The organism is Gordonia sp. DT219 (assembly GCF_049847065.1).
Lineage (GTDB): Bacteria > Actinomycetota > Actinomycetes > Mycobacteriales > Mycobacteriaceae > Gordonia.
In genome coordinates this window covers 104,345-125,813 of the sequence record NZ_JBNCNR010000002.1, presented here as the reverse complement: position 1 = coordinate 125,813, position 21,469 = coordinate 104,345, and the positions used below count along the sequence as shown (strand labels likewise).

Annotated in this window: 22 protein-coding genes; 17 read left to right on the top strand and 5 right to left on the bottom strand. The window is 65.0% G+C overall.

The window, feature by feature from the left end:
• The first annotated feature begins 11 nt into the window (after positions 1 to 11).
• From ACPXB3_RS03950 to ACPXB3_RS03885, 14 genes are all read left to right on the top strand, one after another.
• Complete coding sequence (locus ACPXB3_RS03950; RefSeq protein ID WP_425706986.1) at positions 12 to 452, top strand: SRPBCC family protein; 441 nt, start codon at positions 12 to 14, stop codon at positions 450 to 452.
• Positions 453 to 475: 23 nt separating this feature from the next.
• Positions 476 to 1,432, top strand: coding sequence for a pseudouridine synthase (locus tag ACPXB3_RS03945; RefSeq protein WP_425726543.1), 957 nt, complete (start codon positions 476 to 478; stop codon positions 1,430 to 1,432).
• Between the two features lie 4 nt (positions 1,433 to 1,436).
• Complete coding sequence (locus ACPXB3_RS03940; protein WP_425726541.1) at positions 1,437 to 1,772, top strand: hypothetical protein; 336 nt, start codon at positions 1,437 to 1,439, stop codon at positions 1,770 to 1,772.
• Positions 1,773 to 1,826: 54 nt separating this feature from the next.
• Positions 1,827 to 2,195, top strand: coding sequence for a YbaB/EbfC family nucleoid-associated protein (locus tag ACPXB3_RS03935; RefSeq protein WP_425706984.1), 369 nt, complete (start codon positions 1,827 to 1,829; stop codon positions 2,193 to 2,195).
• A 14-nt stretch (positions 2,196 to 2,209) separates the two neighbouring features.
• Complete coding sequence (recR, locus tag ACPXB3_RS03930) at positions 2,210 to 2,821, top strand: recombination mediator RecR (protein WP_425706983.1); 612 nt, start codon at positions 2,210 to 2,212, stop codon at positions 2,819 to 2,821.
• Positions 2,822 to 2,826: 5 nt separating this feature from the next.
• Complete coding sequence (locus ACPXB3_RS03925) at positions 2,827 to 3,420, top strand: hypothetical protein (RefSeq protein WP_425726539.1); 594 nt, start codon at positions 2,827 to 2,829, stop codon at positions 3,418 to 3,420.
• Positions 3,417 to 4,196 carry a uracil-DNA glycosylase gene (locus ACPXB3_RS03920; protein WP_425706982.1) on the top strand — a complete coding sequence of 260 codons (780 nt, stop codon included), beginning with the start codon at positions 3,417 to 3,419 and terminating at the stop codon, positions 4,194 to 4,196. The genes ACPXB3_RS03925 and ACPXB3_RS03920 overlap by 4 nt, the downstream gene beginning before the upstream one ends.
• A 941-nt stretch (positions 4,197 to 5,137) precedes the next feature.
• Complete coding sequence (locus ACPXB3_RS03915; protein ID WP_425726537.1) at positions 5,138 to 5,701, top strand: MspA family porin; 564 nt, start codon at positions 5,138 to 5,140, stop codon at positions 5,699 to 5,701.
• A gap of 104 nt (positions 5,702 to 5,805) precedes the next feature.
• Positions 5,806 to 6,168 (top strand): hypothetical protein, encoded by a 363-nt coding sequence (locus ACPXB3_RS03910; protein ID WP_425706981.1) that lies wholly within the window; start codon positions 5,806 to 5,808, stop codon positions 6,166 to 6,168.
• 548 nt (positions 6,169 to 6,716) lie between these two features.
• On the top strand, positions 6,717 to 8,501 hold the full coding sequence (locus ACPXB3_RS03905; RefSeq protein ID WP_425726535.1) for a hypothetical protein: 1,785 nt from the start codon (positions 6,717 to 6,719) through the stop codon (positions 8,499 to 8,501).
• Between the two features lie 6 nt (positions 8,502 to 8,507).
• Entirely contained in the window at positions 8,508 to 8,996 is a 489-nt protein-coding gene (locus ACPXB3_RS03900; RefSeq protein WP_425706979.1) for a hypothetical protein, read from the top strand.
• A gap of 42 nt (positions 8,997 to 9,038) precedes the next feature.
• A complete protein-coding gene (locus tag ACPXB3_RS03895; protein ID WP_425706978.1) occupies positions 9,039 to 9,482 on the top strand; it encodes a hypothetical protein in 444 nt (147 codons plus the stop codon).
• Between the two features lie 336 nt (positions 9,483 to 9,818).
• Positions 9,819 to 10,532, top strand: a complete 714-nt coding sequence (locus ACPXB3_RS03890) for a hypothetical protein (protein ID WP_425726533.1) — start codon at positions 9,819 to 9,821, stop codon at positions 10,530 to 10,532.
• Between the two features lie 457 nt (positions 10,533 to 10,989).
• Positions 10,990 to 11,394, top strand: a complete 405-nt coding sequence (locus tag ACPXB3_RS03885; RefSeq protein ID WP_425726531.1) for a hypothetical protein — start codon at positions 10,990 to 10,992, stop codon at positions 11,392 to 11,394.
• A gap of 660 nt (positions 11,395 to 12,054) precedes the next feature.
• On the opposite strand, the gene ACPXB3_RS03880 is transcribed toward ACPXB3_RS03885, so the two are convergent.
• The 3 genes from ACPXB3_RS03880 to ACPXB3_RS03870 form a co-directional block, all read right to left on the bottom strand.
• Entirely contained in the window at positions 12,055 to 13,140 is a 1,086-nt protein-coding gene (locus tag ACPXB3_RS03880) for an IS110 family transposase (RefSeq protein ID WP_425726529.1), read from the bottom strand.
• A 115-nt stretch (positions 13,141 to 13,255) separates the two neighbouring features.
• A complete protein-coding gene (locus ACPXB3_RS03875) occupies positions 13,256 to 13,978 on the bottom strand; it encodes a type 1 glutamine amidotransferase (RefSeq protein ID WP_425726527.1) in 723 nt (240 codons plus the stop codon).
• The gene (locus ACPXB3_RS03870) at positions 13,975 to 15,291 is read right to left on the bottom strand and encodes a MurT ligase domain-containing protein (protein WP_425726525.1); all 1,317 of its coding nucleotides are present in this window, start codon (positions 15,289 to 15,291) and stop codon (positions 13,975 to 13,977) included. Before ACPXB3_RS03870 ends, ACPXB3_RS03875 begins: the two co-directional genes overlap by 4 nt.
• A 65-nt stretch (positions 15,292 to 15,356) precedes the next feature.
• On the opposite strand from ACPXB3_RS03870, the gene ACPXB3_RS03865 reads away from it, so the two are divergent.
• A complete protein-coding gene (locus ACPXB3_RS03865; RefSeq protein ID WP_425726523.1) occupies positions 15,357 to 16,418 on the top strand; it encodes an alpha/beta hydrolase in 1,062 nt (353 codons plus the stop codon).
• Between the two features lie 44 nt (positions 16,419 to 16,462).
• Here the strand turns inward: ACPXB3_RS03865 and ACPXB3_RS03860 are convergent, their stop codons facing one another.
• Together ACPXB3_RS03860 and ACPXB3_RS03855 are read right to left on the bottom strand one after the other, a co-directional pair.
• On the bottom strand, positions 16,463 to 17,248 hold the full coding sequence (locus ACPXB3_RS03860) for a crotonase/enoyl-CoA hydratase family protein (protein WP_425726896.1): 786 nt from the start codon (positions 17,246 to 17,248) through the stop codon (positions 16,463 to 16,465).
• A complete protein-coding gene (locus ACPXB3_RS03855; RefSeq protein WP_425726521.1) occupies positions 17,238 to 18,737 on the bottom strand; it encodes an MFS transporter in 1,500 nt (499 codons plus the stop codon). The genes ACPXB3_RS03860 and ACPXB3_RS03855 overlap by 11 nt, the downstream gene beginning before the upstream one ends.
• Positions 18,738 to 18,838: 101 nt before the next feature.
• On the opposite strand from ACPXB3_RS03855, the gene ACPXB3_RS03850 reads away from it, so the two are divergent.
• Both ACPXB3_RS03850 and ACPXB3_RS03845 read left to right on the top strand, forming a co-directional pair.
• Positions 18,839 to 19,735 carry a helix-turn-helix transcriptional regulator gene (locus tag ACPXB3_RS03850; protein ID WP_425726519.1) on the top strand — a complete coding sequence of 299 codons (897 nt, stop codon included), beginning with the start codon at positions 18,839 to 18,841 and terminating at the stop codon, positions 19,733 to 19,735.
• A gap of 55 nt (positions 19,736 to 19,790) precedes the next feature.
• Positions 19,791 to 21,455, top strand: coding sequence for an ABC-F family ATP-binding cassette domain-containing protein (locus ACPXB3_RS03845; protein ID WP_425726516.1), 1,665 nt, complete (start codon positions 19,791 to 19,793; stop codon positions 21,453 to 21,455).
• The last annotated feature ends 14 nt before the right edge of the window (positions 21,456 to 21,469 follow it).

Below are 21,469 nucleotides of genomic sequence, written 5' to 3'. Positions count from 1 at the left end.
GAGCCCGGCCAGTGGGTCAGATTTCTGCCAGCCAGACCACCGAGATCGCCGCGACGCCGGATGCGGTGATCGGCGCGCTCGCCGACTACACCGAAACCCGCCCGGCGATCCTGCCCGAACAGTATCGCGACTACCGGGTCATCAGCGGTGGCAACGGTGACGGAACCGTCGTGGCATGGATTCTGCAGGCGACGTCCAAGCGGCAGCGTGACGTGAAGGCCACCATCAGCGTCACCCCCGACGTGATCACCGAGCACGACGAGAACTCGTCGATGGTCACCACCTACAAGGTCACGCCGAGCGGCACTGGCTCCCAGGTCACCACCACGACCACCTGGAACAGCAACGCCAGCGGCATCGGTGGCTTCTTCGAGAAGACCTTCGCACCCAAGGGTCTCGCCCGCATCCAGGCCGCGGTGCTGGCCAACCTCAAGTCCCGGCTGGAGAAGTAGCCGCGCTTCGCGGGACGGCGGTGATGAACCCGGATGCGCGGCCGCGGCGTCGCGGACGCGCCCGGCCCTCCCCGCTGCCGCCTCGCGACGGCGTCGACGCCACCCGCGTGGTGCTGCGGGCCGGACCCGAGATGACCGTCGGCGCGTGCCTGCGGGCAAGTCCCGCACTGAGCTCTCTGAGCGACGAGGCACTCGCCCGGCGTGCGCAGCGCGGCGAGATCGTCGACGCCGCCGGCCGGCCGGTGACGCTGGAGCAGCCGGCGCAGCCCAACACGTCGGTGTATCTGTATCGGGATCTGCCCGACGAGGTGCCGATCCCGTTCGACCTGCCGGTCCTCTACCGCGACGAGCACATCGTGGTCGTCGACAAGCCGCACTTCCTGGCCACGATGCCGCGCGGGGCGCACGTCTGTCAGACCGCGCTCGTGCGGTTGCGCCGCAGCCTGGGCACCGACCTGGTCGCGCCCGCGCATCGCCTCGACCGCCTCACCGCAGGCGTGCTGCTGTTCACGCTCCGGCCGGAGGTGCGCTCGGCCTACCAGGAACTGTTCGCGCAGCGCCGCGTCGTCAAGGAGTACCGGGCGCTCGCGCCGCGGGCCGATTTCGCGGGGACCCGCACCGTCGGCAACCGGATCGAGAAGACGGCCGGTGATCTGCGTGCCCGCGTCGTCGACGGACCGGTCAACGCGATCAGCGAGGTCACCGAGCTCGAGCCCCGCGACGCCGGGTCGGTGTACCGGCTCGTCCCGCATACCGGCCGCACCCATCAGTTGCGACTGCACATGGCGTTGCTCGGGGTGCCGATCGTCGGCGATCCGCTCTACCCCGACGTTCGTGCCGATCTCGCGCAGAAACCCGAGGACGGCGACTTTTCCGAGCCGCTGCGGCTGGTCGCACATGCGCTGTCCTTCACCGATCCGCTGACCGGCCGGAACCGCCGATTCGAATCACGACGATCGATACTCGACCACTACCCTTGATGTGGTGACGATCCGCGCCTCCTATGAACGCCACCCCGACCTCGGATGCGAGGCCGTGGTGTTCATCGACGACGAATCGATGGCCTGTTTCCAGATCCAGCGTGAGCTCGTCGGCAGCGACCGGCCCGACGACGGGTACTGCATCTCCACCGGCGCCGGCGCCCCGATCTACGGCGCGATCCAGCAGTGGCGGCGCGTCGAGCCCAATCGCCTCGAATTCGCCCTCACCCATCGCGCGGGCCGGCTCTTCGGCGACAGCGAACTGTCCTTCGAGATCACCCCGGTCGGTGACGACACCGTCGAGGACATCGTCGCGCACGTCGAGCGCCTGCTGCGCTGACCCGCCCGGCCCGGCACCCGCGCACCGTCGGCTTCGCCGACTACCCTGGGCGTCGTGAATGAACCTTTCGACCCCAGCGCGCTGTTCGGCGGCGGTGCCGGCGGTGACAACCCGATGGCCGGGCTACTGCAGCAGGCACAGCAGATGCAGGCCAAGCTGCTCGAGGCGCAGAACGAGATCGCGGCGACCGAGGTGACCGGTACCGCGGGCAACGGCCTGGTGACCATCACCGGTAACGGCACCGGTGAGGTGACCGCGGTGACCATCGATCCCACCGTCGTCGACCCCGACGACATCGAGACACTGCAGGATCTGCTGCTCGGTGCGCTCGCCGATCTCTCCCGCAAGCGCGAGGACCTCGCCGGCGAGAAGATGGGACCGCTCGCCGGCGGCCTCGGCGGCGGCCTGCCCGGCCTGGGCTGAGGTACGGCACCACCGTGTATGAAGGCCCGATCCAGGATCTGATCGACGAGCTCGCCAAACAGCCCGGGCTCGGCCCGAAGGGTGCGCAGCGCATCGCGTTCGCGCTGCTGGCCGGGGAGAAGAAGGAGATCGACCGGCTGATCGCCGCCCTCGCCCAGGTGCGCGACAACGTCACCTTCTGCGCCGAATGCGGCAACGTCTCGGCCAACCGACTTTGCCGGATCTGCTCGGACGCCCGCCGCGACGCGACCAAGATCTGTGTGGTCGAAGAACCCAAGGACGTCCACGCCATCGAGCGCACCAAGGAGTTCCAGGGCCGCTATCACGTACTCGGCGGGGCGCTGGATCCGTTGTCGGGGATCGGGCCCGACCAGTTGCGTATCCGCGAACTGCTGCGCCGCCTGGCCAACACCGAGGACGGCAACGACGTCACCGAGATCATCGTGGCCACCGACCCGAACACCGAGGGCGAGGCCACCGCCACGTACCTGCTGCGGATGCTCAAGGACTTCCCGGGACTCTCGGTGACCCGGCTGGCCTCGGGACTGCCGATGGGCGGCGACCTGGAATTCGCCGACGAACTCACCCTGGGCCGCGCCCTGTCGGGGCGCCGGGTGCTGGCCTGACGCGAATGCCGGCCACCATCGCATCTCGCCAGACCGCACCGGCCGGCGACGCCGCGCTCGGTCCGGAACTCGAGGCACGTCTCGACGCACTCGCAGCCGAGATGGTCTCGGGGATCGTGGCCGTCGACGGCCCGTCCGGTGCGGGGAAATCGACGGTCGCCGATGCCCTCGTCGCCCGGCTGCGGGCGCGGGGCACCGGCGTCGTGCTGGTACGCACCGATGACTTCGCGACCTGGGACAATCCGGTTGCGTGGTGGCCGGAATTGGAAAGTGATGTGCTGCAGGCCTTTTCGCGGCGGCATGACTACCGGTATCGGCCGCGGGTGTGGGTGGACGGCATCCCCGAGGTCGGCGATCGTGTGTGGGTGCGGTGGGAGCCGCTGCTGGTGATCGAGGGAGTGTCCTCGGCGCGCCGGAGCATCGCCGGCCGCCTGGGTCACGCCCTGTGGCTCGACGGTGCGAGTGCCGAGGAACGGCTCGAGCGGGCCGTGGCACGCGACGGCGAACACTCCCGCTCGCTGCTGCAGCAATGGCAGCAGTTCGAGCGTGGCTGGTTTGCCGTCGACCGCACCCGCGAACGTTGCCGGGTGCTGGATTGACCTCCGGCAGTGGAGGTTCCCCGTCCCGACGGCGCCGGGGCCGCGTCGGCTATCGGGACATCGCGGAGCTCGACGCCGACCTGATCGACTGCCGCGCATGCCCGCGGCTGGTCGCCTGGCGGGAGAAGGTGGCGCGGGAGAAGCGCGCCGCATTCATGGACTGGGAGTACTGGGGCAGGCCGGTACCGGGATTCGGTCCCGCCGATTCACGGATGCTCATCCTGGGATTGGCACCGGCCGCGCACGGCGCCAACCGGACCGGCCGCATGTTCACCGGCGACCAGAGCGGTGACGTCCTGTTCCGCGCGCTCTACGACGTCGGGCTCGCGTCGCAACCCACGGTGTCCTCGGCAGACGACGGTATGGAATTGTTCGGCGTGCGGATGACCTCGCCGGTGCATTGCGCGCCGCCGCAGAACAAACCGACGACCGCCGAGCGGGATCGGTGCGCGCACTGGCTGCGTGCCGAACTCGACCTGCTCGAGCCGACACTGCGGTCGGTGGTGGTACTCGGTGGCTTCGGCTGGCAGGTGGGGCTGCGGACCTTTGCCGAGGTGGGCTGGGAGATCGGCCGTCCCCGACCCAAATTCGGCCATGGCGCACGGACCGCCATCCGTCGTGCCGACGGTGCCGAACTGACCGTGTTCGCCAGCTATCACGTCAGCCAGCACAACACCTTCACCGGCCGCCTGACGCCGGCGATGCTGCGTACGGTCCTCGTCGAGGCGGGCCGGCACGCCGGACTACCCGCGCGCGACCGCACAATTGACGGGTGACGTTGGGGCGTACTTTTGTTGACTCGGTGAACGGTGGAGCGGCGCAGCAGTTTCCGCGTGAATTGGTGCCATAGTGTGCGGATGATAGCGGCAGAGTTGCGTGGGCTCGGGGTGGATCATCGGCGGTTGCGCGAGCTCGTCACGTACTCGCCGTGGATGGCGCCGAAGTGCGTAAGACGCTGTCACGCAGAGCATGTGAGCTGACCAGACCGGACGCCTGAGTGGTCGATGACACCGGATTCGTCAAAGGCGGGGTCAACCTCAGCGTGCGTGACCGGCCAGTACTCGGTGGTCGACGGTCAAGCACGAGATATACAAGCGGTCACGCCTACACCAGATACGCGAATCTGCATGCAGCACTAGCAAACACATCCGTTTCTGCAATCATGACAGGAGGTACAGCTCGATCGAGATGTTCTCGCCCATCGACTTCGAGATCGCAGCGCGAACAAGTCACGATCAAGCTGAGTGTGTCCGCTTGTTCGGGGGGAACCTCACCGCCAGTCACAATCGGAAGGCCGACAGGACAAACCACAACATGCCGCGAAGCGGTCCGCAGTGTGAGCTCGCTCGCTCCGAACATGTCTGGCCCAGCCAGACATCCACCCTCTCGCGGTGTCCCCATTTCATGGGATTCTGTGACGCGCCACCTGTCGAAGCCGCCGCACTGACCAGCCGCCCCCTGCGACGGTAAATCATCGGCCACCGGTCAGCTTGCCGAACACCCCGTTCTGTGGATTGGTACAGCAAAGTAGACATGCAGTAGCAGCGATATTGGATCGTTGTCAGAGGCAACCAGGTCGGATTCTGGATTGAGATTAAGGGGAGAGCACATGAGGATGTGGGACAGTCCGCGCGCGGCGCGGCGGCCAGCGATACGAGCGGCGGCCGGCGGCGTTGGACTGGTGCTCGCAGTCGCAGCTTCGGTAGCCGGTGCCGGCTTGTCCGAGGCATCGCCGAGTACTTTTGCCGATCGGCAGGTCTCGAAGGTCACCGATGACGGGTGGCGCGTGACGGCGATCAAGTCGCAGGAGCAGGTGCGTGGTGTGCCGCCACTCAATCAATCAAGTTGGACGCGTGAGGGATTCCTGTCATTGAAGGGCGAGGGTGTCATCGCGGGGACCGGATCGATTCCGGTGCAGTCCGGGACGGTGGCGGCCGGGTTTCAGATCGGTTGCAACACTGATGTGACTTCGGGTGCCACGGTCGGGGTGTCGGGTGGGCCGTCGGCGCAGATGAATATTTCGTACCCGCCGGCGGTGGTGATCGGTGCGACGGTCACCCCGAACATCTCCACCACTCTGCGGCCGGGCACGATCGCCGATATTCCGTTCGGTGGCAAGAAGATGCAGATCGGGAAAGCCGGCATCACCGTTGACGGGGTGCATGTGAAGGTCGACGGCTGTCTGGGACCGGTCGCCCTGCGCGCGTATGTGACCGTGAGTGTGTCAACGGCGTTGAACGACAACACGATCAACGTGTACGGCGAACCCCACTATCTCTGACCTATTTGGCCTGGCCGGTCGCCACGTGTGATCGGTCGGTGCGTTCGACGACGTCCCGTCAACTACAAGCGTCCAGATTTGTTTCGTGAAGGATCGTGGCTCCCATGACTGCTCCTGCTTCGTCCGCCCCGGGTGGCGCGCATCGCCTCGACGCCGATGCCGTCACCACCGAACTCCCTACCGCGTCCGACACTGCGGGCCGCTCCCTCGCTGGGATCGATGCCGAACCTGACAACGCAGCAGGTGGCGGTGGGGTGCCGGTGCTGAAGGTGGTCTTGTTCCTCGTCGGGTGTGTGTTGTTGGTGCTGGCGGCGGCGAACCTGATGAGTATTGGCCAGTGGTCGGACCGCTGGGGTGTGATACCGGTGTTCCTGGTGTTCTTTCTGGTGATGTCGATCGCCGGACGCTGGTTCTGGGCGGGTGCGGAAGCGATCCTCGGTGCCCTGATGTGGGGCAAGGCCAAATGACTGGCAGTGGCCATCAACGTCGCCCGGAACCGGCCGGAGAGTCGGTGATGTCAAAGTCTCGTCGGGGGCGTCACCGGCTGCCGCGTCGCCGTCTCGGCGCCGGCTTGCTGGCTGCTGCTGTGTTGACGATCGGTGGTGGGGTCACGGTGGCCACGATTGGTAGTGAACCAGCTCCGGCGCACGCGGATGCGTTGTGTGATCAGATGCGCGCCCAGTATGGGTCGAACTGGCCGTGCATTTCGGTTCCTACGAATACGTTCCAGCCGACGACGAACACCCCGGCACCTACGACCGGTGCGAATGGCGCGGGGTCCGGTGGTCCGCAGGTCGGTAGCAACATCGGGCCGGGCCCGGGCGAAGGGAACGGCACACCAATCGTGACTGTGCCCGGACAGGCTGCTCCACAACCACCAGCAGCAGGTGGTGGCGACGGCTCCGCGCCGACCAACCCGAACACTGGCGGTGTCCGGCCGACCGCGCCGCAACCGGTACCACCAGGCGACAACACCGGGCAGATTCCGGTGGTACCTTCTACCGCTGCTCCTGCGGTGACCACGATACCGGGCGCGGTCACTGCGAACCCTGAACCCGGCACCCCGCCCCATGCTCTGGATTCAGGGTCGAAGCAGCCGGAGATCCCGCTGGCGGCGTGGGTGGTGGCGGGTGCGGCGGCGTTCGCGGCCGCGAATCCGCGGGTACGGCGCGCAGCGGCCGCTGGTGGGCTGCGGAGTTCGTCGTTGTTGCGGCGTGGCGGATCAGAGCGGGCCACGGTGCGTCCGTCGCAACTGGTGCTGATCAATGACCCGAGCAGCCCGAAAAGCTATGTGTTCCATGAAGACGTCCCACCGGGTGGACATATCGGGGTGAACCCGGACGGGTCAGCCACCATCTACGACGCCACCGGCAAACCAGTCAGCCAGATCGCGAAACCATGGGCGTTTGATGCTGCCGGGCGGCCACAGAAGACCTGGTACACCGTCGATGAGAACGGTGACCTGGTCCAGCACGTCGAACCCGCGCCGAACGCGCTGTATCCGCTTATCGGAGATCCGGCTGTCACCGACGCCGGGTCGGGCGGTGGTGCTGGGTCGGGACAGTCGGCGGTGTCGTCGTTGAAGAGTGATTCGGGGATGAAGGCGTCTCCGAGCGGTAGCTGGGGTGGCGATCCGGGATTCTCGTCGGGCGCGGCGTCCAATGCGGGTGGTGACCCGGGGTTCTCTGCTGGTGGCCAGGATGGCCTGCAAGACGGCGGTAACGACGGCTCGCAGCACGGATCAGGCAGCGGTAGTGGTGGCGCTACCGGCGGCGACTCGGGATGTGAACCCGGTGACTGTGTCGGTGGAGGATCGGGTACGCCCGCCCCCGCGCCAGCACCGACACCTGACGCGCCGTCGAACACTTTCACTCCAGCACCCACCGCGCCGGAAGAAAGTACCGGCGATGGGACCGACAGCCAAGGCGGCAGTGGGACAGCAGGCACCGGCAGCGAATCGGGTGGCGGTGGCGGCTCGACATCGAGCGGTGGCGCTAGTGGTGCGGGTGGTGGCGGCTCAAGCGGTGACACCACCAGCACCACTGGGGATGGCACTGATCAGGTTCAGCCGATCGACTGGACCGTCTCCAACCAAGGCAACGACGGCATCTTCAGCGGCGGCTTTTTCGGCTGGTGGGCAGAAATCCAGAACACCATGGCCGGGTTGTTGCAATCGTTTTTCGAGTTCATCGCTGCGATCATGCAGTGGCTCAAGAACCTGCCTATGGTGATTCTGACGTGGCTGATGTCCCAAGCCATCAACGGTGCCGAAGCCTTCCGTCACGCACTGCAATGGCTATGGGACCAACTACACATCGACAGCCACCCACCCGATACACCCGGACAACCCGACCGCGAGGTTCCTCCGCCACCAACGTCTTCCTCACCAGGGCCTGCGACGCAGGCACCAGGAGCGCCCACCGGCGCTGACCCCGAAACACCGCCCACTGTGGAATCCCCAACGAATCCGGAATCCCCGCAGGCGGGCGGGCGGCATCGGCAGATTCCCCAGGGAGGACGCCCGAATCCCGACAACATCAGGCCAGGGGGTACAGAGAAAGAAGACCCAGTTGGGCCCGACAACGTGGCGGGTCGGTTGGCTCAAGGCGGCGAACGTTTGATGGGCGAAGCAGACGAAATCTCCGATACACTACACAAGATCTTCACGGGAAAGGCGCCGGACATGCCTAGCAATTCGTTGCCAGGACTTCCACCTCACTCCCCTGAGGGAGCGATAGCGTTTGCTATTGTAGCAATTGCAATCATAATTCAGCGAATTAAACAGATGTTGGGAGGCTAGCGAGTCATGGCGACGGGAGTGCTAAAGGATGTGCCAGATCAAGACGCTATCCGATTCCTCAGGGCTATGTGTGACGTTTTCCAAGTAGGCGATTACGAAAAAATACAGCGGGGACTCGCAGAATTCGCTGACCGGGCCGATCGCCCCCAGCTGCTCGTGGCAGCCGCCACCATGGGAATAAGCGTGATGCACATTCATCTCAATAACGCACCCTCCGCGGTCAAAATTGCGGCTATCTGCGGAGTCTGCTACCCGCGAGTTAAGCAGATTACCGGATGTACTAACGACTATCTATATGATCGGTTATGCCAGCTCCTTAAGATAGAAGGTGTGCAGCCTCCTTCGGTGGACGGAGGTGGAGGTAGACGTCCGGAGTACGATATTCTAATTCCGGTCTTAATACTATTCCTATTGGCAAATGCTGAAGACGAGGCACTGTGGGGAGAGCTTGAGGGCCTGGTTCAGCAAGTTGTGAACGATCAGAGTGGAGAATGAATCTTGACTAGGGCCGAGAGTTGGGATGCAGCATTATCATGCGTGAACTTGGCTACCGACTCAATACGAGGCAAGGGCGCTATCGATCACGTACTCGAAGAAACCGAGTCGATACTCAGACATGACGACGGAGCGGTTGAGGCTCTTGGCTTCATATTGGGCAGGCGATTTGCAACCATTGTCGACTATGTGAGCTACTTTGCCGATGACAGTTTTCCTCGTTCGAGGGCGGACGAGCTCGACGTCGCTCAAATAATTGCGGAAGCAATGTGGCCTCGCCTGCGGCTGTTAAGTGAGTTTCTCACGAGAGGTCAGGTTGACGATTTTGTGCTCGAGCTGTTTTCTGGCGGCCTGGGCATTCATCAGGGCGGCGGTCGTGATCAACGGCGACTCGCCTTAATTCTAGGTTGCGCATGGTGTTTGCTGGATCCGTTTGACGGCCTCGAAGGGTTGCGCGGAGATTACATGGACAGTGAAGGCGGGTAACCGAAGACTGAGCGACGATATCCTCCGAGTGGGCTGTTTTCTGAGACTGTTGTCGCGTTTAGCTAGTGATCGCCCTGGGACTGTTCGTCCTCATAGCACGCGTGCTGTGCCATAGAATGCGCGCGAGGACCTTCCGCGGCTTTCAAAGCGCGATCGGGGGGAGTGCATACATGAGGGCGGCCCGCGACGACGCTGTACCGCCCACATCACCAGACGACGCACGGTGGCCACCCACTGTCACCACGAGACGAGCTTTTCGTAGCGGTAGCCGTTCGACCACTTCCGAGAGACCACGACCATGACGAAAGGTGCCAACGTGACGAGAGGTGAGACGCAATGACACACTATTTGCTCGATGGACGATTCGCCCCGATAACCTGGACGATCGGATTCTTCAAAGCGCCTACTGCGACGGTAGCGGCTGCGCTTGAAGACTGGCGTGTCGAAATCCACGGACGACAGAACGTGGAGTCCGTTGCCGTCGGTGGCGGTTTGGGTGCCATGCTCACTCAGGTAGAACCCCTTGTCCGGGGATATACTCCGCCTGAACTTCTCGTGCCCACACATAGTACCGAATGGACGGCGTACTTCGCCGGAGGGTTCAGTGGCGCCGACGAGGCATCGATCGGTGGTCTCGCTCGGCGACTTCCGTGCGAGGCGGTCTTGTTCATGATGGTTCCGGAGCGGGAAGTGTCAAGACCGAAGCAACCCAACGGGGGCCGTTCCATTCTCCTGATCGCCGATCATGACACGGAGTGGTTGAACTACGCCCGTTCAGTGGGAGTTGGCCAGGACGGAAACCGCTGGTCCTTCGAGCAGCAAGGCGAACCGCTGCCCTTCGAAGATGTGTCTGAGTACCAGAAGCGCAGGGTGAAGGATCGTTTCACGGAGGACATGCTCGTGGGTTTTGCTGCGAACCTCGGACTGTATCCCACGGACGAACAGTTCTACAGTCAACAGGGCGTATTGGTAAGAACCCGGTTAGAAGCCAAAGCCAGTGCATACTCCATGACTTTGGCGGAAGCCCGCGCGCATTTTGATCTGTCCTAGGAACGCGGGTAACTCTGTTGATGACGACCGCGGGTACCAGACGGACCTGACAGTGAGAGGCCCACGTATACGTGAATCATGTCTTACCTTAACGTGGCGAGATGCGCGGTAGTTGAGTGATGAATGGTGATGAGTCTTTGTCGAGGAGACTTGACGAGCTCTGCGGCAGACATAGTCAGCACCTGGTGTCGCTCGATGTTCTCTCATTACGGCTGGAGGAAATTGTAGTATTCCAAGAAGATAACAGCCGGCGAACGCTGAGGAGTTGCCAGGGATTTGGTCGGAGACGGTTGGAGGCAAGACTCACGCAATTTAAGCTCCAAGAACGGGTCAACTCCATAAACAAGATTCGTAGCTCCGATAAGACGCTTTCTCAGAATGACCGTGAAGTTGCCAACTCCCTGCTCGACAGAGCGGAGAAACTGGGAATCAAGCCGAACAGACCGAGGGCGCCTCGATGACAGACAATGACAATTACGCCAAACAGCTAGAATTTATCGAAGAAATGGCTCGCCGGTTTAGGCCGATTCATGATGCATTCCTCGATCGAAAGCAAGAGTTCGAAGAAAATGCCCTCGACCCGCCAGTTCACACGATCCTTGCAGATACCGCCTCTTGGATCGATAGGAACGTTGAGACTGATCCAGCAGGTGTTTCCGAAATACTTTCAGCTTTCGATTATGCGTATTCGAGAAACGACCTCACCATCCGCGCGCTAATCGGTATGGGTTTGGTTGAGAGCCTACCACGGACGTGGAGTGAACGAGGTCAGAAAGTGTGGGAACTTGCCGGACAAAACATCAAGAAACTCATTGACGTGTGTTCCAAGAATGGGGCTGTCTTTGAGAAGGATCTGGACTGATCTACAATCATCGAGATGCGCCTTCCCCGATGGCGAGAAGCACGCTGGGCTTTCGGGGAATTCGGCGCTGGCGACATGAGCACCACCACATCCTGGCTAGTGATCGCCCTCGGACTGTTCGTCCTCATAGCACGCGTGCTGCGCCATAGAATGCGCACAAGGACCTTCCGCGGCTTTCAAAGCGCGATCGGGGGGAGTGCATACATGAGGGCGCCCCGTGACGACGCTGTACCGCCCACCTCACCAGAAGACGCACGGTGGCCACCCACTGTCACCACGAGCGAATGAACAACGAATCCTTCCCCCGCACGACAACCACGACAGCCGCGGAGAAGCCTAACTAACTGATATGTAGGCACATTCTGTCAAGTCCCATGGCGATTGCCGCCCTGTGCGCGTGGTGATTGGGGCGGGAGGGGGATGGTCACCCGTCGCGGTTGGCGGTGGTCGTTGCTCACGACGGTTGTGTCGGACTGATATACGCGGGTTGGGTACCGCTGAACGGTGTTCGGCACGGGAACGCTTACCGACTGGTCTAGGGACGTGCGTCGCAACCAGATTCTGTGAAATCGGTTGCTACACATAGCTAGTTCGTGGTTTCGTTCCCTGCTCACCATCAGTTTCGTGACGGGTGACCAAGTGTGCGGGCGCTTGTGAGCGCTAGTTGTCAAGCACGGCCAGTGACCAGCACCATCCCGCGAGTTCACGGGCGACGGCGATGTTGGCGACGCACGCGTGTTTGCGACGTTCGTCGAAGGTCATCCACCGCTGATGGAGTCGTTTGTTTCCGGCGTGTCCGCGGTCTTTGGCCACGGGACCGGCAACGTCCCAGCGGGCTCGTAGTGCCGCCGATGGAGTGCGATACGTGCGCCGATGATGCCAGGCCGCCTCGACGAGTAGCCGGCGCACATGCGCGTTGCCGGCTTTGGTGATCGGCCCCTGGCTGCGTGATTGCCCGGAGGAGTATTCCGAGGGCACCAGACCCGTGTAGGCGCCGATGGACGCGCCGGTGAACCGGGACCAGTCACCGACTTCAACCGCCAACCCGAAGGCTGTCAGCGTGGAGATTCCCCGTAGGCACTGCAAGCGGGTCACCACCGGGGTCCAGGCCGAGTCGGCGGCCATCTCGGTGATCTTCTCACCCAGGCTGTCACGCCGACGGGTTACCGTGAGTACGGCATCGAAGTCGTTGTCGAACGTCGCCTGCAGGGCCGGGCTGTCGAAGCGTTGGCGGCGTAACCACTGCTCGTGTTTGCCCGTCCAGGCACTGCCGTCGAAGTAGACGATCCCCTGCCGTAACAGAAGTTTCGACAGACGATGCCGGGCCCGCATCAGGTCACCGCGGGCGTCGTCACGGGCACGAACCAGATCGCGGGCCGCTTCAGTGCTCTCATCGGGCACGGTCACCGCCACCAACTCACCCATCCGCAACAGTTTCTCCAGGTGCGCGGCATCCTTGGCGTCGGTCTTCACTCGGTCACCGACTGGCCGTTGGAGTTTCGACGGAGCGGCGACTGTGCACCCTATGCCCGCAGCAACGATCGCCCGGTACAGACCAAAGCCGGTCGGGCCGGCTTCATAACAGACCTCGACCGGACCCGTCAACGCCAGCAACCAGTCGACAATCGACCGGTAGTCCGGCGTCAGCCGCGCCCTGCGAACCTCGCCGCTGGACACATCGCGCGCATGCGCAACCACCGAACGCGCATGAACATCCAGCCCAACACTTGTACCCTGAGTAATCACCGGAGGCCTCCTGAAAATCTGCAATGTGGCTCTACCAGTGTGGTACTGGCAACCCACGTTCGACTTGCAGCTCGAGGCCTTCGGCCTCAAACCTCCTCATACTGTCTAACAAGTCCTACTGGCGTCGAGCTGCGGCGAGCCGCTGCTTGCGGAGCCGATCGACCTCGGGAAGATCCAGGGGTGCAAGCGAATCGGTGCCCATCGCCTGGGCGAGCAGATGATCGGCGAGTTCCGGGTTGCGGGCGAGCGCCGGACCGTGCATGTAGGTGCCGATCACCGATCCCTGCACGACGCCCTCGGTGCCGTCACCCGCACCATTGCCGACACCGTGCCGGACGCGTCCCAATGGTGCGGCGTCCGGGCCCAGAGTCGTTGCGCCGCGGTGGTTTTCGAAACCGGACAGTGGCGCGGACAGACCTGGGGTGACCGGGTCGGTGACGAGTTCGCCGATGCTGCGGGCCGCTTGCGGCGAGGTGGTGAGGTCGAACATCGAGATGCCTTCCACCCGTTCGCCCGCCGATGTCTCGTACCAGTGTCCGAACACCTGGATCGCCGCGCAGATCGCCAACACCGGACGTCCCGCGGCGGCGGCGCGCTGCAGGCCCGGATAGCGGGACAGGTGCCGGGTGGCCAGCCGCTGGGCGTAGTCCTCGGCGCCGCCGAGGGTGTACACGTCGAGCGAGTCGGGTACCTCGTCATCGAGGGTGATCTGCACGATCTCCGCGTCGATCCCGCGCATCCGGGCGCGCTGACGCAGGACCAGCGCGTTGCCGCCGTCGCCGTAGGTGCCCATCACATCGGGCAGGACCAGCCCGATGCGCAGCGTCGACTCGCTCACCGTCGTTCCTCCCGTACGCGTTCCATCGCGACGCCGAGGTCGCGGAAGGCGGTGTAGTTGGCCAGCACCTCGACGCGGCCGGGCGGGCACGAGGCGATGGCCTTCATCGGATCGGGGATGGTGGTGTGCTCGGCGCCGGCGTAGAGCAGGCGCACCGACAGGTCCGCGGCGCGTTCCCCGGCGGCGACGACCTGCATGGATTCGAATTCCTCGAAGCGCACGTCCCACAGCCAGGACAGGTCCTCGCCGTCGGGGACCTGGCCGTTGACGGCGATCACCAAGCCGTCGGCATCCTGGTCGATCATCGACAGCGCCTCCTGCCAGCCCGCCGGGTTCTTCGCCAGCAGGGTGCGCACCGAATGGCTGCCGACCTGGTGGATGCCGTAGCGTCCGGCGACCTCGCCGACCGTCTGCACCGCGGCCACGGCCTTGGCTGGGTCGGCGCCCATCGCCACGGCCGCGGCCACCGCCTGCGCGGCGTTGCCCCGGTTGGCGCGTCCGGGGACCGCCGGCGTCATCGGTGCGACGAATCCATCAGGGCCGTAGATGTTCTCGTCGTCGACCCACCAGTCCGGGGTCGGCCGGCGGAAACTCGGGTCGCCCGACGAATACCAGTCGATGCCGGTCTGCACCGCCGGGCCGCCACCGCTGTCTGCGGGTCCGCGGACGATCGGTTCACCGGTGCGGGGGCAGCTCACCGAGTCGCCCACCCAACTCGACCCGGCCGCCACCCAGACGACCTTCGGTGCGTCGAAGGCCGCGGAGGTGACCAGCACGTCGTCGCAGTTGGCGACGACGATGGTGTCGGGGTGCCGAGCGATGCCGTCACGCAGGGCACGCTCGATCGTGTTGATCTCGCCGACCCGGTCGAGCTGATCGCGGGAGAGATTGAGCAGCACCAGCACCTCGGGGGCGGTGGCGTCGCTGACGTGCGGCACGTGCAGCTCGTCGACCTCAAGGGCGCAGACCGGTGCCGAGCGTTGCAGGCTCAGGGTGGCGATGATCCCGGCGTCCATGTTGGCGCCGTCGGCCTGGGTGGCGACCTCGCCGAGCTCGGCGAGCGCCGCCGCGGTCATGCGGGTGGTGGTCGATTTGCCGTTGGTGCCGGTGATCAGGGCAGTGCGTTTGCCCGCGGCCAGGCGCGTCATGATCTGCGGGTCGATCTTCTCCGCGATCAGGCCGCCGATCATCGAGCCCTTGCCGCGTCCGGCGGTGCGCGACGCCCAGCGTGCGGTGGCTGCGGCGGTCAACGCCAGCGAGGTGCGCAGCGGAACGCGGTGTCCGGATGCCGGGGAGGCGACGCGGTCGGGCATGAGGACGAGTTTGGCACAGGGGCGCGCGCGGTGCCGCCGGCCGCCCGCGGAGTACCCTCGCGGCCGTGAGTAGGGCCACGTCGTTGTCGCTTCCGCTGCCTCTCCGACCCATCCGGTCGGTGTTGCGGCTGGGCCGATGGGTGCCGCCCGGCGTGGCGACCTCGGCGTCGCGGTTCTGCCCGGTGAACTCCGACGGCGAGCACATCGCGCCGGAGATGCTGGCCGTCGGGTCGGCGACCCGGCTGCTTCCCGGCGGCGGTATGGGCGGGGCGAGCGCTGCGAAGGCCCGACGCAACCTGGAGGTCAATGCCGGGATCTCCGCGGAGAAGACCCCGCCGCTCGCGGTGGTCGAGGATCTGCTGATCGAGCCCGGTTCGTCGGGCGCACCTGTTCCCGCGACGCGCTATCGGGCCGAGGTCACCTCGACCGGTCTCGTCGTGTTCTTCCACGGCGGTGGATTCGCGCTCGGCAGCCGTGCCACCCACGACGGGTACTGTCGGCGCCTGGCCCTCGACACCGGTGCCGACGTGCTCTCCGTCGAGTATCGGCTTGCACCCGAACATCCGTTTCCCGCAGCTCTCGACGACGCCGTCGCGGCCTGGCGTTTCGCGGTGGCGATGGCACCGCAATGGGGTGTCGCCACCGACCGTCTCGTCGTCGCCGGTGACAGTGCGGGCGGCAACCTGGCCACGGTCCTGGCGCATCATCTCCGTGGCGAGGCGGTGACGCCGTGCCTGCAGTTGTTGATCTACCCGGTCACCGACATGACGCGTACCGGCGGTTCCCGGGAGGAGTTCGCCACCGGCCACTTCCTCACCGCCGAACGGATCGAATGGTTCGCCGAGTGCTACATCCCCGCCGGAGTCGAGCGTGGCGATCCGCGCATCTCGCCGCTCTTCGCCGCGGACCTGACCGGAATGCCGCCCGCGCACGTGGTGGTCGCCGGTTTCGACCCGCTACGCGACGAGGGCATCGCATACAACGACGAACTCGGCGCCGCGGGCGTGGCCACCACACTGCAACGCGAGTCCGGACTCATCCATGGCTTCGCCAACATGCTCGGATTCAGTCCCACTGCGCGGCAAGCAGTCTCCCGCATGCACGAAGCGGTGCGCGGGGTGCTCTGAGTTTTTCGGGCAGTCGCATACGCCGAAGGGATGCCGGAGCCCGCTCAGAACTGCCGTCCACCAAACCGCGCAGGAACTTTGGCCAGCCCGGCCTTCCGGGCGATCGCATGGTTGCGGCCGCGCAGCAGACGCACTTGCAAGGCCTGCTCGACCGGGAACGACAGCCGGGTGCCGTTGAACCAGGTGTTCTCGAACAGTGCCTTCGACGAGGCGACCGCATCGGGTGAGCGTTGCCGGACCTTGTCGATGAGATCATCGGCTGCGGCGAACGGATCGTCGGAAACCTCGCTGAGCAGACCCCATTCGAGTGCCTGTGCGGCGGTGAAGAACTCGCCGGTCATGGTCAGCCGCTTGGCGATGTCGATGCGTGTCAGTTGCGCGATGCTGACCGACATTGACATGTCGGGGATGAGTCCCCATTTCGCTTCCAGCACAGAGAAATCCGCATCCGGGGTGCTGAACCGGAAGTCGGCGCCCAAGGCGAGTTGCAGTCCGCCGCCATAGCAGTGGCCGGTGATCACCGCGATCACCGGGACCGGCACACTGCGCCACGCCCAGCATGCGGACTGGAACCCGTTGGCCGCGTTTGCGCGTCGTGGAATGAGGTTGCGCATGACACGTCCGCGTTCGGTGCCCACCGAGGCGAAGTCGAGTCCCGAACAGAACGACGCACCGGAGCCGGAGAGGATGACCGCCCGCAGCGACCGGTCCTTGGCGAGGCGATCGGCGGTGGCGGCCAGATCACCCAGCATGTCGAGGGTGAGGCCGTTGTGCTTGTCGGGTCGGTGCAACTGCACATGCGCGACGTCGTCTCGGACGTCACAGGTCAGGTTCTTCACACTCCGCACGATACGTCGCCGGGGCGCCGGCGACTCGGTCGGCGCTGATCGTCGCACCGACGACACCGAGGGCGGCCACCCCGGCGGCGATCGATGCCGCGCCCAACGTCCAGGACGTGATGGACATGGCATGTGATGACGTGAACCGTTGGGCTGCCGACAGATAGATCGATCCGAAGAGAGCGATCCCCAACACGTTGCCGACCTGGAACGAGGTGGACAGTATGCCGCTGGCATCGGCAGCGAACCGCAACGGCACCCGCGCCAGGGTGACCGAGATGACCGGACTGAACGCGAACCCCATACCCAGCCCCAAGAGCGCGAAAGCGGCCTCGGTCGCGATGTCCGCACCGTTCCCGAAAGACCATGCAAGAGTGAAGAATGCGACTGCCGTTGTCGCCGCGCCGACGACAACGACGGTGCTGTGGTGGGCGGCGGGCAGCCGTTGCCACGAGAGACCGGCAAGGCTGAACCCGATTGCCAACGGCAAGAATCGGATTCCGCCGGACAGGGCTGATTCACCGAGTCCGGTCTGAAAGTGAATCGAGGTCGACAGAAGACATCCGGCGTAGCAGGCGAACACGATGACGAGTGTGAGAACCGCGGGGATCATCCCGCGCGAGCGGACGACGCTTGCCGCGATCATCGGGACCCCACCGGCGCGTTCGACACGGCGTTCCACGACGACGAACGCCGCTGCCAGACAAGCGGCTCCCACGAGCGAGATCCAGGTCCACGCCGGCCACCCGGACTCGCGGCCGAGGATCAGCGGTACGACCAGCGCGGACAACGAGCCGCCGCCGAGAGCGGCGCCGGTGAGATCGATCGTCCGCTCCGGGTCCCCCGATTCGCCAGATCGCTTGATGCGCAGGATGGCCCACAGTGCCGCGCCGATGGGGACATTGATCAGCATGGTCGGGCGCCACCCGGTGTGACCGATGTCGGCGGTGATGAGGACCCCGCCGATGATCTGCCCTGCGACCGCACCGGTCGCCGTGACGACGGCATACAGGCCGAGTGCGCGTGTACGCGCCGAGCCCACGAAGGTGCGTTGGATCAGGCTCATCACCTGCGGCATCATCAATGCCCCGCCGACGCCCTGCAGGAGGCGGAATGCGAACAACTGTCCGGGGTCTGCGGCCAGACCGCAGGCGAGTGAGGCCACGGTGAAGATCGCCAGCCCGGCCCGCATCACACGAGAATGTCCGAACCGGTCACCCAGGCGTGCGCCGGTGATGAGTCCGGCGGCGTAGGTGATGACGTAGCCGCTGACGATCAGTTGCACCTGCGCCGTGCTCGCCCCCATGGAGCGCTGGATGTCAGGGGCCGCGACATTGACGATGGTTCCGTCGACCAGCGCCATGAACTGGGCCGTCAGCAGTACTGCGAGGACAGCGCCGGAACCGCCGATCACCGCCGACGGTGCGCCGGGAGTCGAGGTCTGCGGAGAGGAGATGTGCGTCGATGATGTCTCGGTCATGAAGCCACCCTCGGACGTCGGCGGTGCCAGTGGTGAGAGCGTGCTGATACCGGTACTGCCACCACCTGGCAGACGAGAGCGACAACGTGCACGATGAGAAGATGGCCGTGGTCCCCGCATCGTTGTCCCAGGGCGACGCAACTGGTCGCGAGGCGTCACGCGATACCCGAAAGCGCAGCGAGCTGGCGCAATTCCTCCGGTCACGCCGGGCGCTCATCTCGCCTGCCGACGCGGGTATCGCGCCAGGGGTGCGTCGGCGTACGCCAGGTCTGCGACGCGAGGAAGTGGCGCAACTCGCCGGTGTCGGCATCACCTGGTACACATGGCTGGAACAGGGGCGGCCGATCAACGTGAGCGCACAGGTGATCGACGCCGTGGCTCGCGTCTTGCGACTCGATCCCACCGAACACGAACATCTCTACCGGCTCGCCGAAGTGCCGGGCACCCCCGGACGCGCTGGTGCGGACTTCGAGATTCCGGCTGGGGCGCAGCGTGTTCTGGATGCACTTGATCCGGCACCGGCGTGTCTCTACGACAGTCGCTACAACTTGCTGAGCGCCAATCACACCTATCGTCTGTTGTTCCCCGGGGTCAGCTCGGCTCGAGGTATGGGTGCGAATGTGTTGTGGCAGATAGCCATTGCCGAAGAGGGGCAGCGGCCTCTGGTCGACGACTCACTGCTGCGCGCGATGGTTCGCCACGTCCGGCGTGCCTACGGCGATCACCTCGATGATCCCGACTGGGTGAGCTTCATCGAGCAGATCACCGCAGCGTCACCGGTGGTCGCCGACGAGTGGGAACGTCAGTCGGTGGAGACGCCGCGCCCCATGTTCAAGGTGTTCAACTGTCCGCCGGCCGGGACGATCTGCTTGACGACGCTGAGCTACGAGCTCACCAACGTTCCCGGTGTCCGGATGGTGACCTACCTGCCACACACAGACGACGACGCGGAACGCATCGATCAGGTTCGTGCTGCCGGCGGAGTCAGATACGAATAGCGGCTGACCACCCTCTCGGCTGCCCGGCCGTCGCGGGTGCTGCGACAATGTCTGGATGACCGCAACGCTCGTCGCCAAAGACCTCGCCGGCGGGTATGCACACCGCACCCTGTTCGATCATCTCGATCTCACCGTCGCGCCCGGGGACGTGATCGGTGTCGTGGGCGCCAACGGAGCAGGCAAGACGACGCTACTGCGTGTGCTCGCGGGTGATCTCGCGCCACTGCACGGCACCGTCTCGCGTGCGCCGGCAGACGCATTCGTCGGCTGGTTGCCGCAGGAGCATGAGCGGATACCGGGGGAGACCGTCGCCCAGTACGTCGCCCGGCGCACCGGATGTGCGGAGGCGACTCTGGCCATGGACACCGCGGCGGATGCGCTTGCCGACTCGACGCCGACGTCCGGCTCCGTCGGTACCGCCGATGTCTATGCGGCGGCACTCGACCACTGGCTGGCGTCGGGCGCGGCCGACCTCGATGAGCGTCTACCCGGGGTTCTCGACGATCTGGGCTTCCACCGAGACGCCGTGGCACCGGAATCGGTTCTGATGACCGAGCTTTCCGGTGGTCAGGCGGCGCGAGTGGGCTTGGCGGCGTTGTTGTGTTCGCGGTTCGACGTGGTGCTGCTCGACGAGCCGACCAATGATCTCGATCTCGACGGGCTCGATCGCCTCGAAGATGTGGTCCGCGGTATGCGCGGTGGCGTCGTACTGGTGAGCCATGATCGAGAGTTCCTGTCGCGCAGTGTGACCGCAGTGCTCGAGCTCGATCTCGCCCAGCACACCAACACACTCTTCGGTGGCGGCTACGACAGCTACCTGCACGAGCGTGAGGTCGCGCGGCGTCACAAGCGTGAGGAATACGAGGAATTCGCCGAGAAGAAGGCCGATCTTGTGGCGCGAGCGAGGACTCAACGCGAATGGTCGAGTCAGGGAGTGCGCAACGCGATGCGCAAGGCTCCCGACAACGACAAGATCCGGCGGCGCGCGGCCACCGAGTCGAGCGAGAAGCAGGCACAGAAGGTTCGTCAGATGGAGAGCCGGATCGCGCGTCTGGAGGAGGTGGCCGAGCCGCGCAAGGAATGGGTACTCGAGTTCACGATCGGCGCGGCACCACGATCGAGTTCGGTGGTGGCGACTCTGAACGATGCTGAGGTGCGGCAAGGGGATTTCGTCCTGGGCCCGGTGTCGCTGCAAGTGAACGCTGGTGAGCGGATCGGCATCACCGGACCCAACGGCGCGGGAAAGTCCACGCTGTTGCGATTGTTGCTCGGCCGATTCGCGCCCGATTCGGGGACCGTGCACCTGGGCGCCAACGTCGCCATCGGTGAAATAGACCAGACACGAAGCGAATTCGAGGGTGCAGCGCCGCTGGCCGAGCGCTTCGAGGAGCTCGTGCCCGACTACAGCACCGCCGAGGTGCGGACACTGTTGGCGAAGTTCGGGCTGCGCGCCGATCACGTCGATCGGGCGGTATCGGACCTGTCGCCGGGCGAGCGCACCCGCGCTGCGCTCGCCCTGTTGCAGGCACGCGGCACCAATGTTCTGGTGCTGGATGAGCCGACCAATCATCTGGACCTCGCCGCCATCGAGCAACTCGAGTCGGCGTTGCATTCCTACGACGGCGCCGTCCTGCTGGTCACCCACGACCGCCGGATGCTCGCCAACGTCCGCCTCGATCGAGCATGGCATGTGGAAAGTGGTCGTGTGAGGGAGGGGTGACGATCGGCGTTCTC

Bases quoted from the DNA above. Each gene is read 5' to 3' on its own strand.
- ACPXB3_RS03845 (WP_425726516.1), top strand. From the start codon at position 19,791: ATGACCGCAACGCTCGTCGCCAAAGACCTCGCCGGCGGGTATGCACAC.
- ACPXB3_RS03945 (WP_425726543.1), top strand. From the start codon at position 476: ATGAACCCGGATGCGCGGCCGCGGCGTCGCGGACGCGCCCGGCCCTCC.
- ACPXB3_RS03850 (WP_425726519.1), top strand. From the start codon at position 18,839: ATGGCCGTGGTCCCCGCATCGTTGTCCCAGGGCGACGCAACTGGTCGC.
- ACPXB3_RS03900 (WP_425706979.1), top strand. From the start codon at position 8,508: ATGGCGACGGGAGTGCTAAAGGATGTGCCAGATCAAGACGCTATCCGA.
- ACPXB3_RS03910 (WP_425706981.1), top strand. From the start codon at position 5,806: ATGACTGCTCCTGCTTCGTCCGCCCCGGGTGGCGCGCATCGCCTCGAC.
- ACPXB3_RS03855 (WP_425726521.1), bottom strand. From the start codon at position 18,737: ATGACCGAGACATCATCGACGCACATCTCCTCTCCGCAGACCTCGACT.
- ACPXB3_RS03890 (WP_425726533.1), top strand. From the start codon at position 9,819: ATGACACACTATTTGCTCGATGGACGATTCGCCCCGATAACCTGGACG.
- ACPXB3_RS03885 (WP_425726531.1), top strand. From the start codon at position 10,990: ATGACAGACAATGACAATTACGCCAAACAGCTAGAATTTATCGAAGAA.
- ACPXB3_RS03870 (WP_425726525.1), bottom strand. From the start codon at position 15,291: ATGCCCGACCGCGTCGCCTCCCCGGCATCCGGACACCGCGTTCCGCTG.
- ACPXB3_RS03925 (WP_425726539.1), top strand. From the start codon at position 2,827: ATGCCGGCCACCATCGCATCTCGCCAGACCGCACCGGCCGGCGACGCC.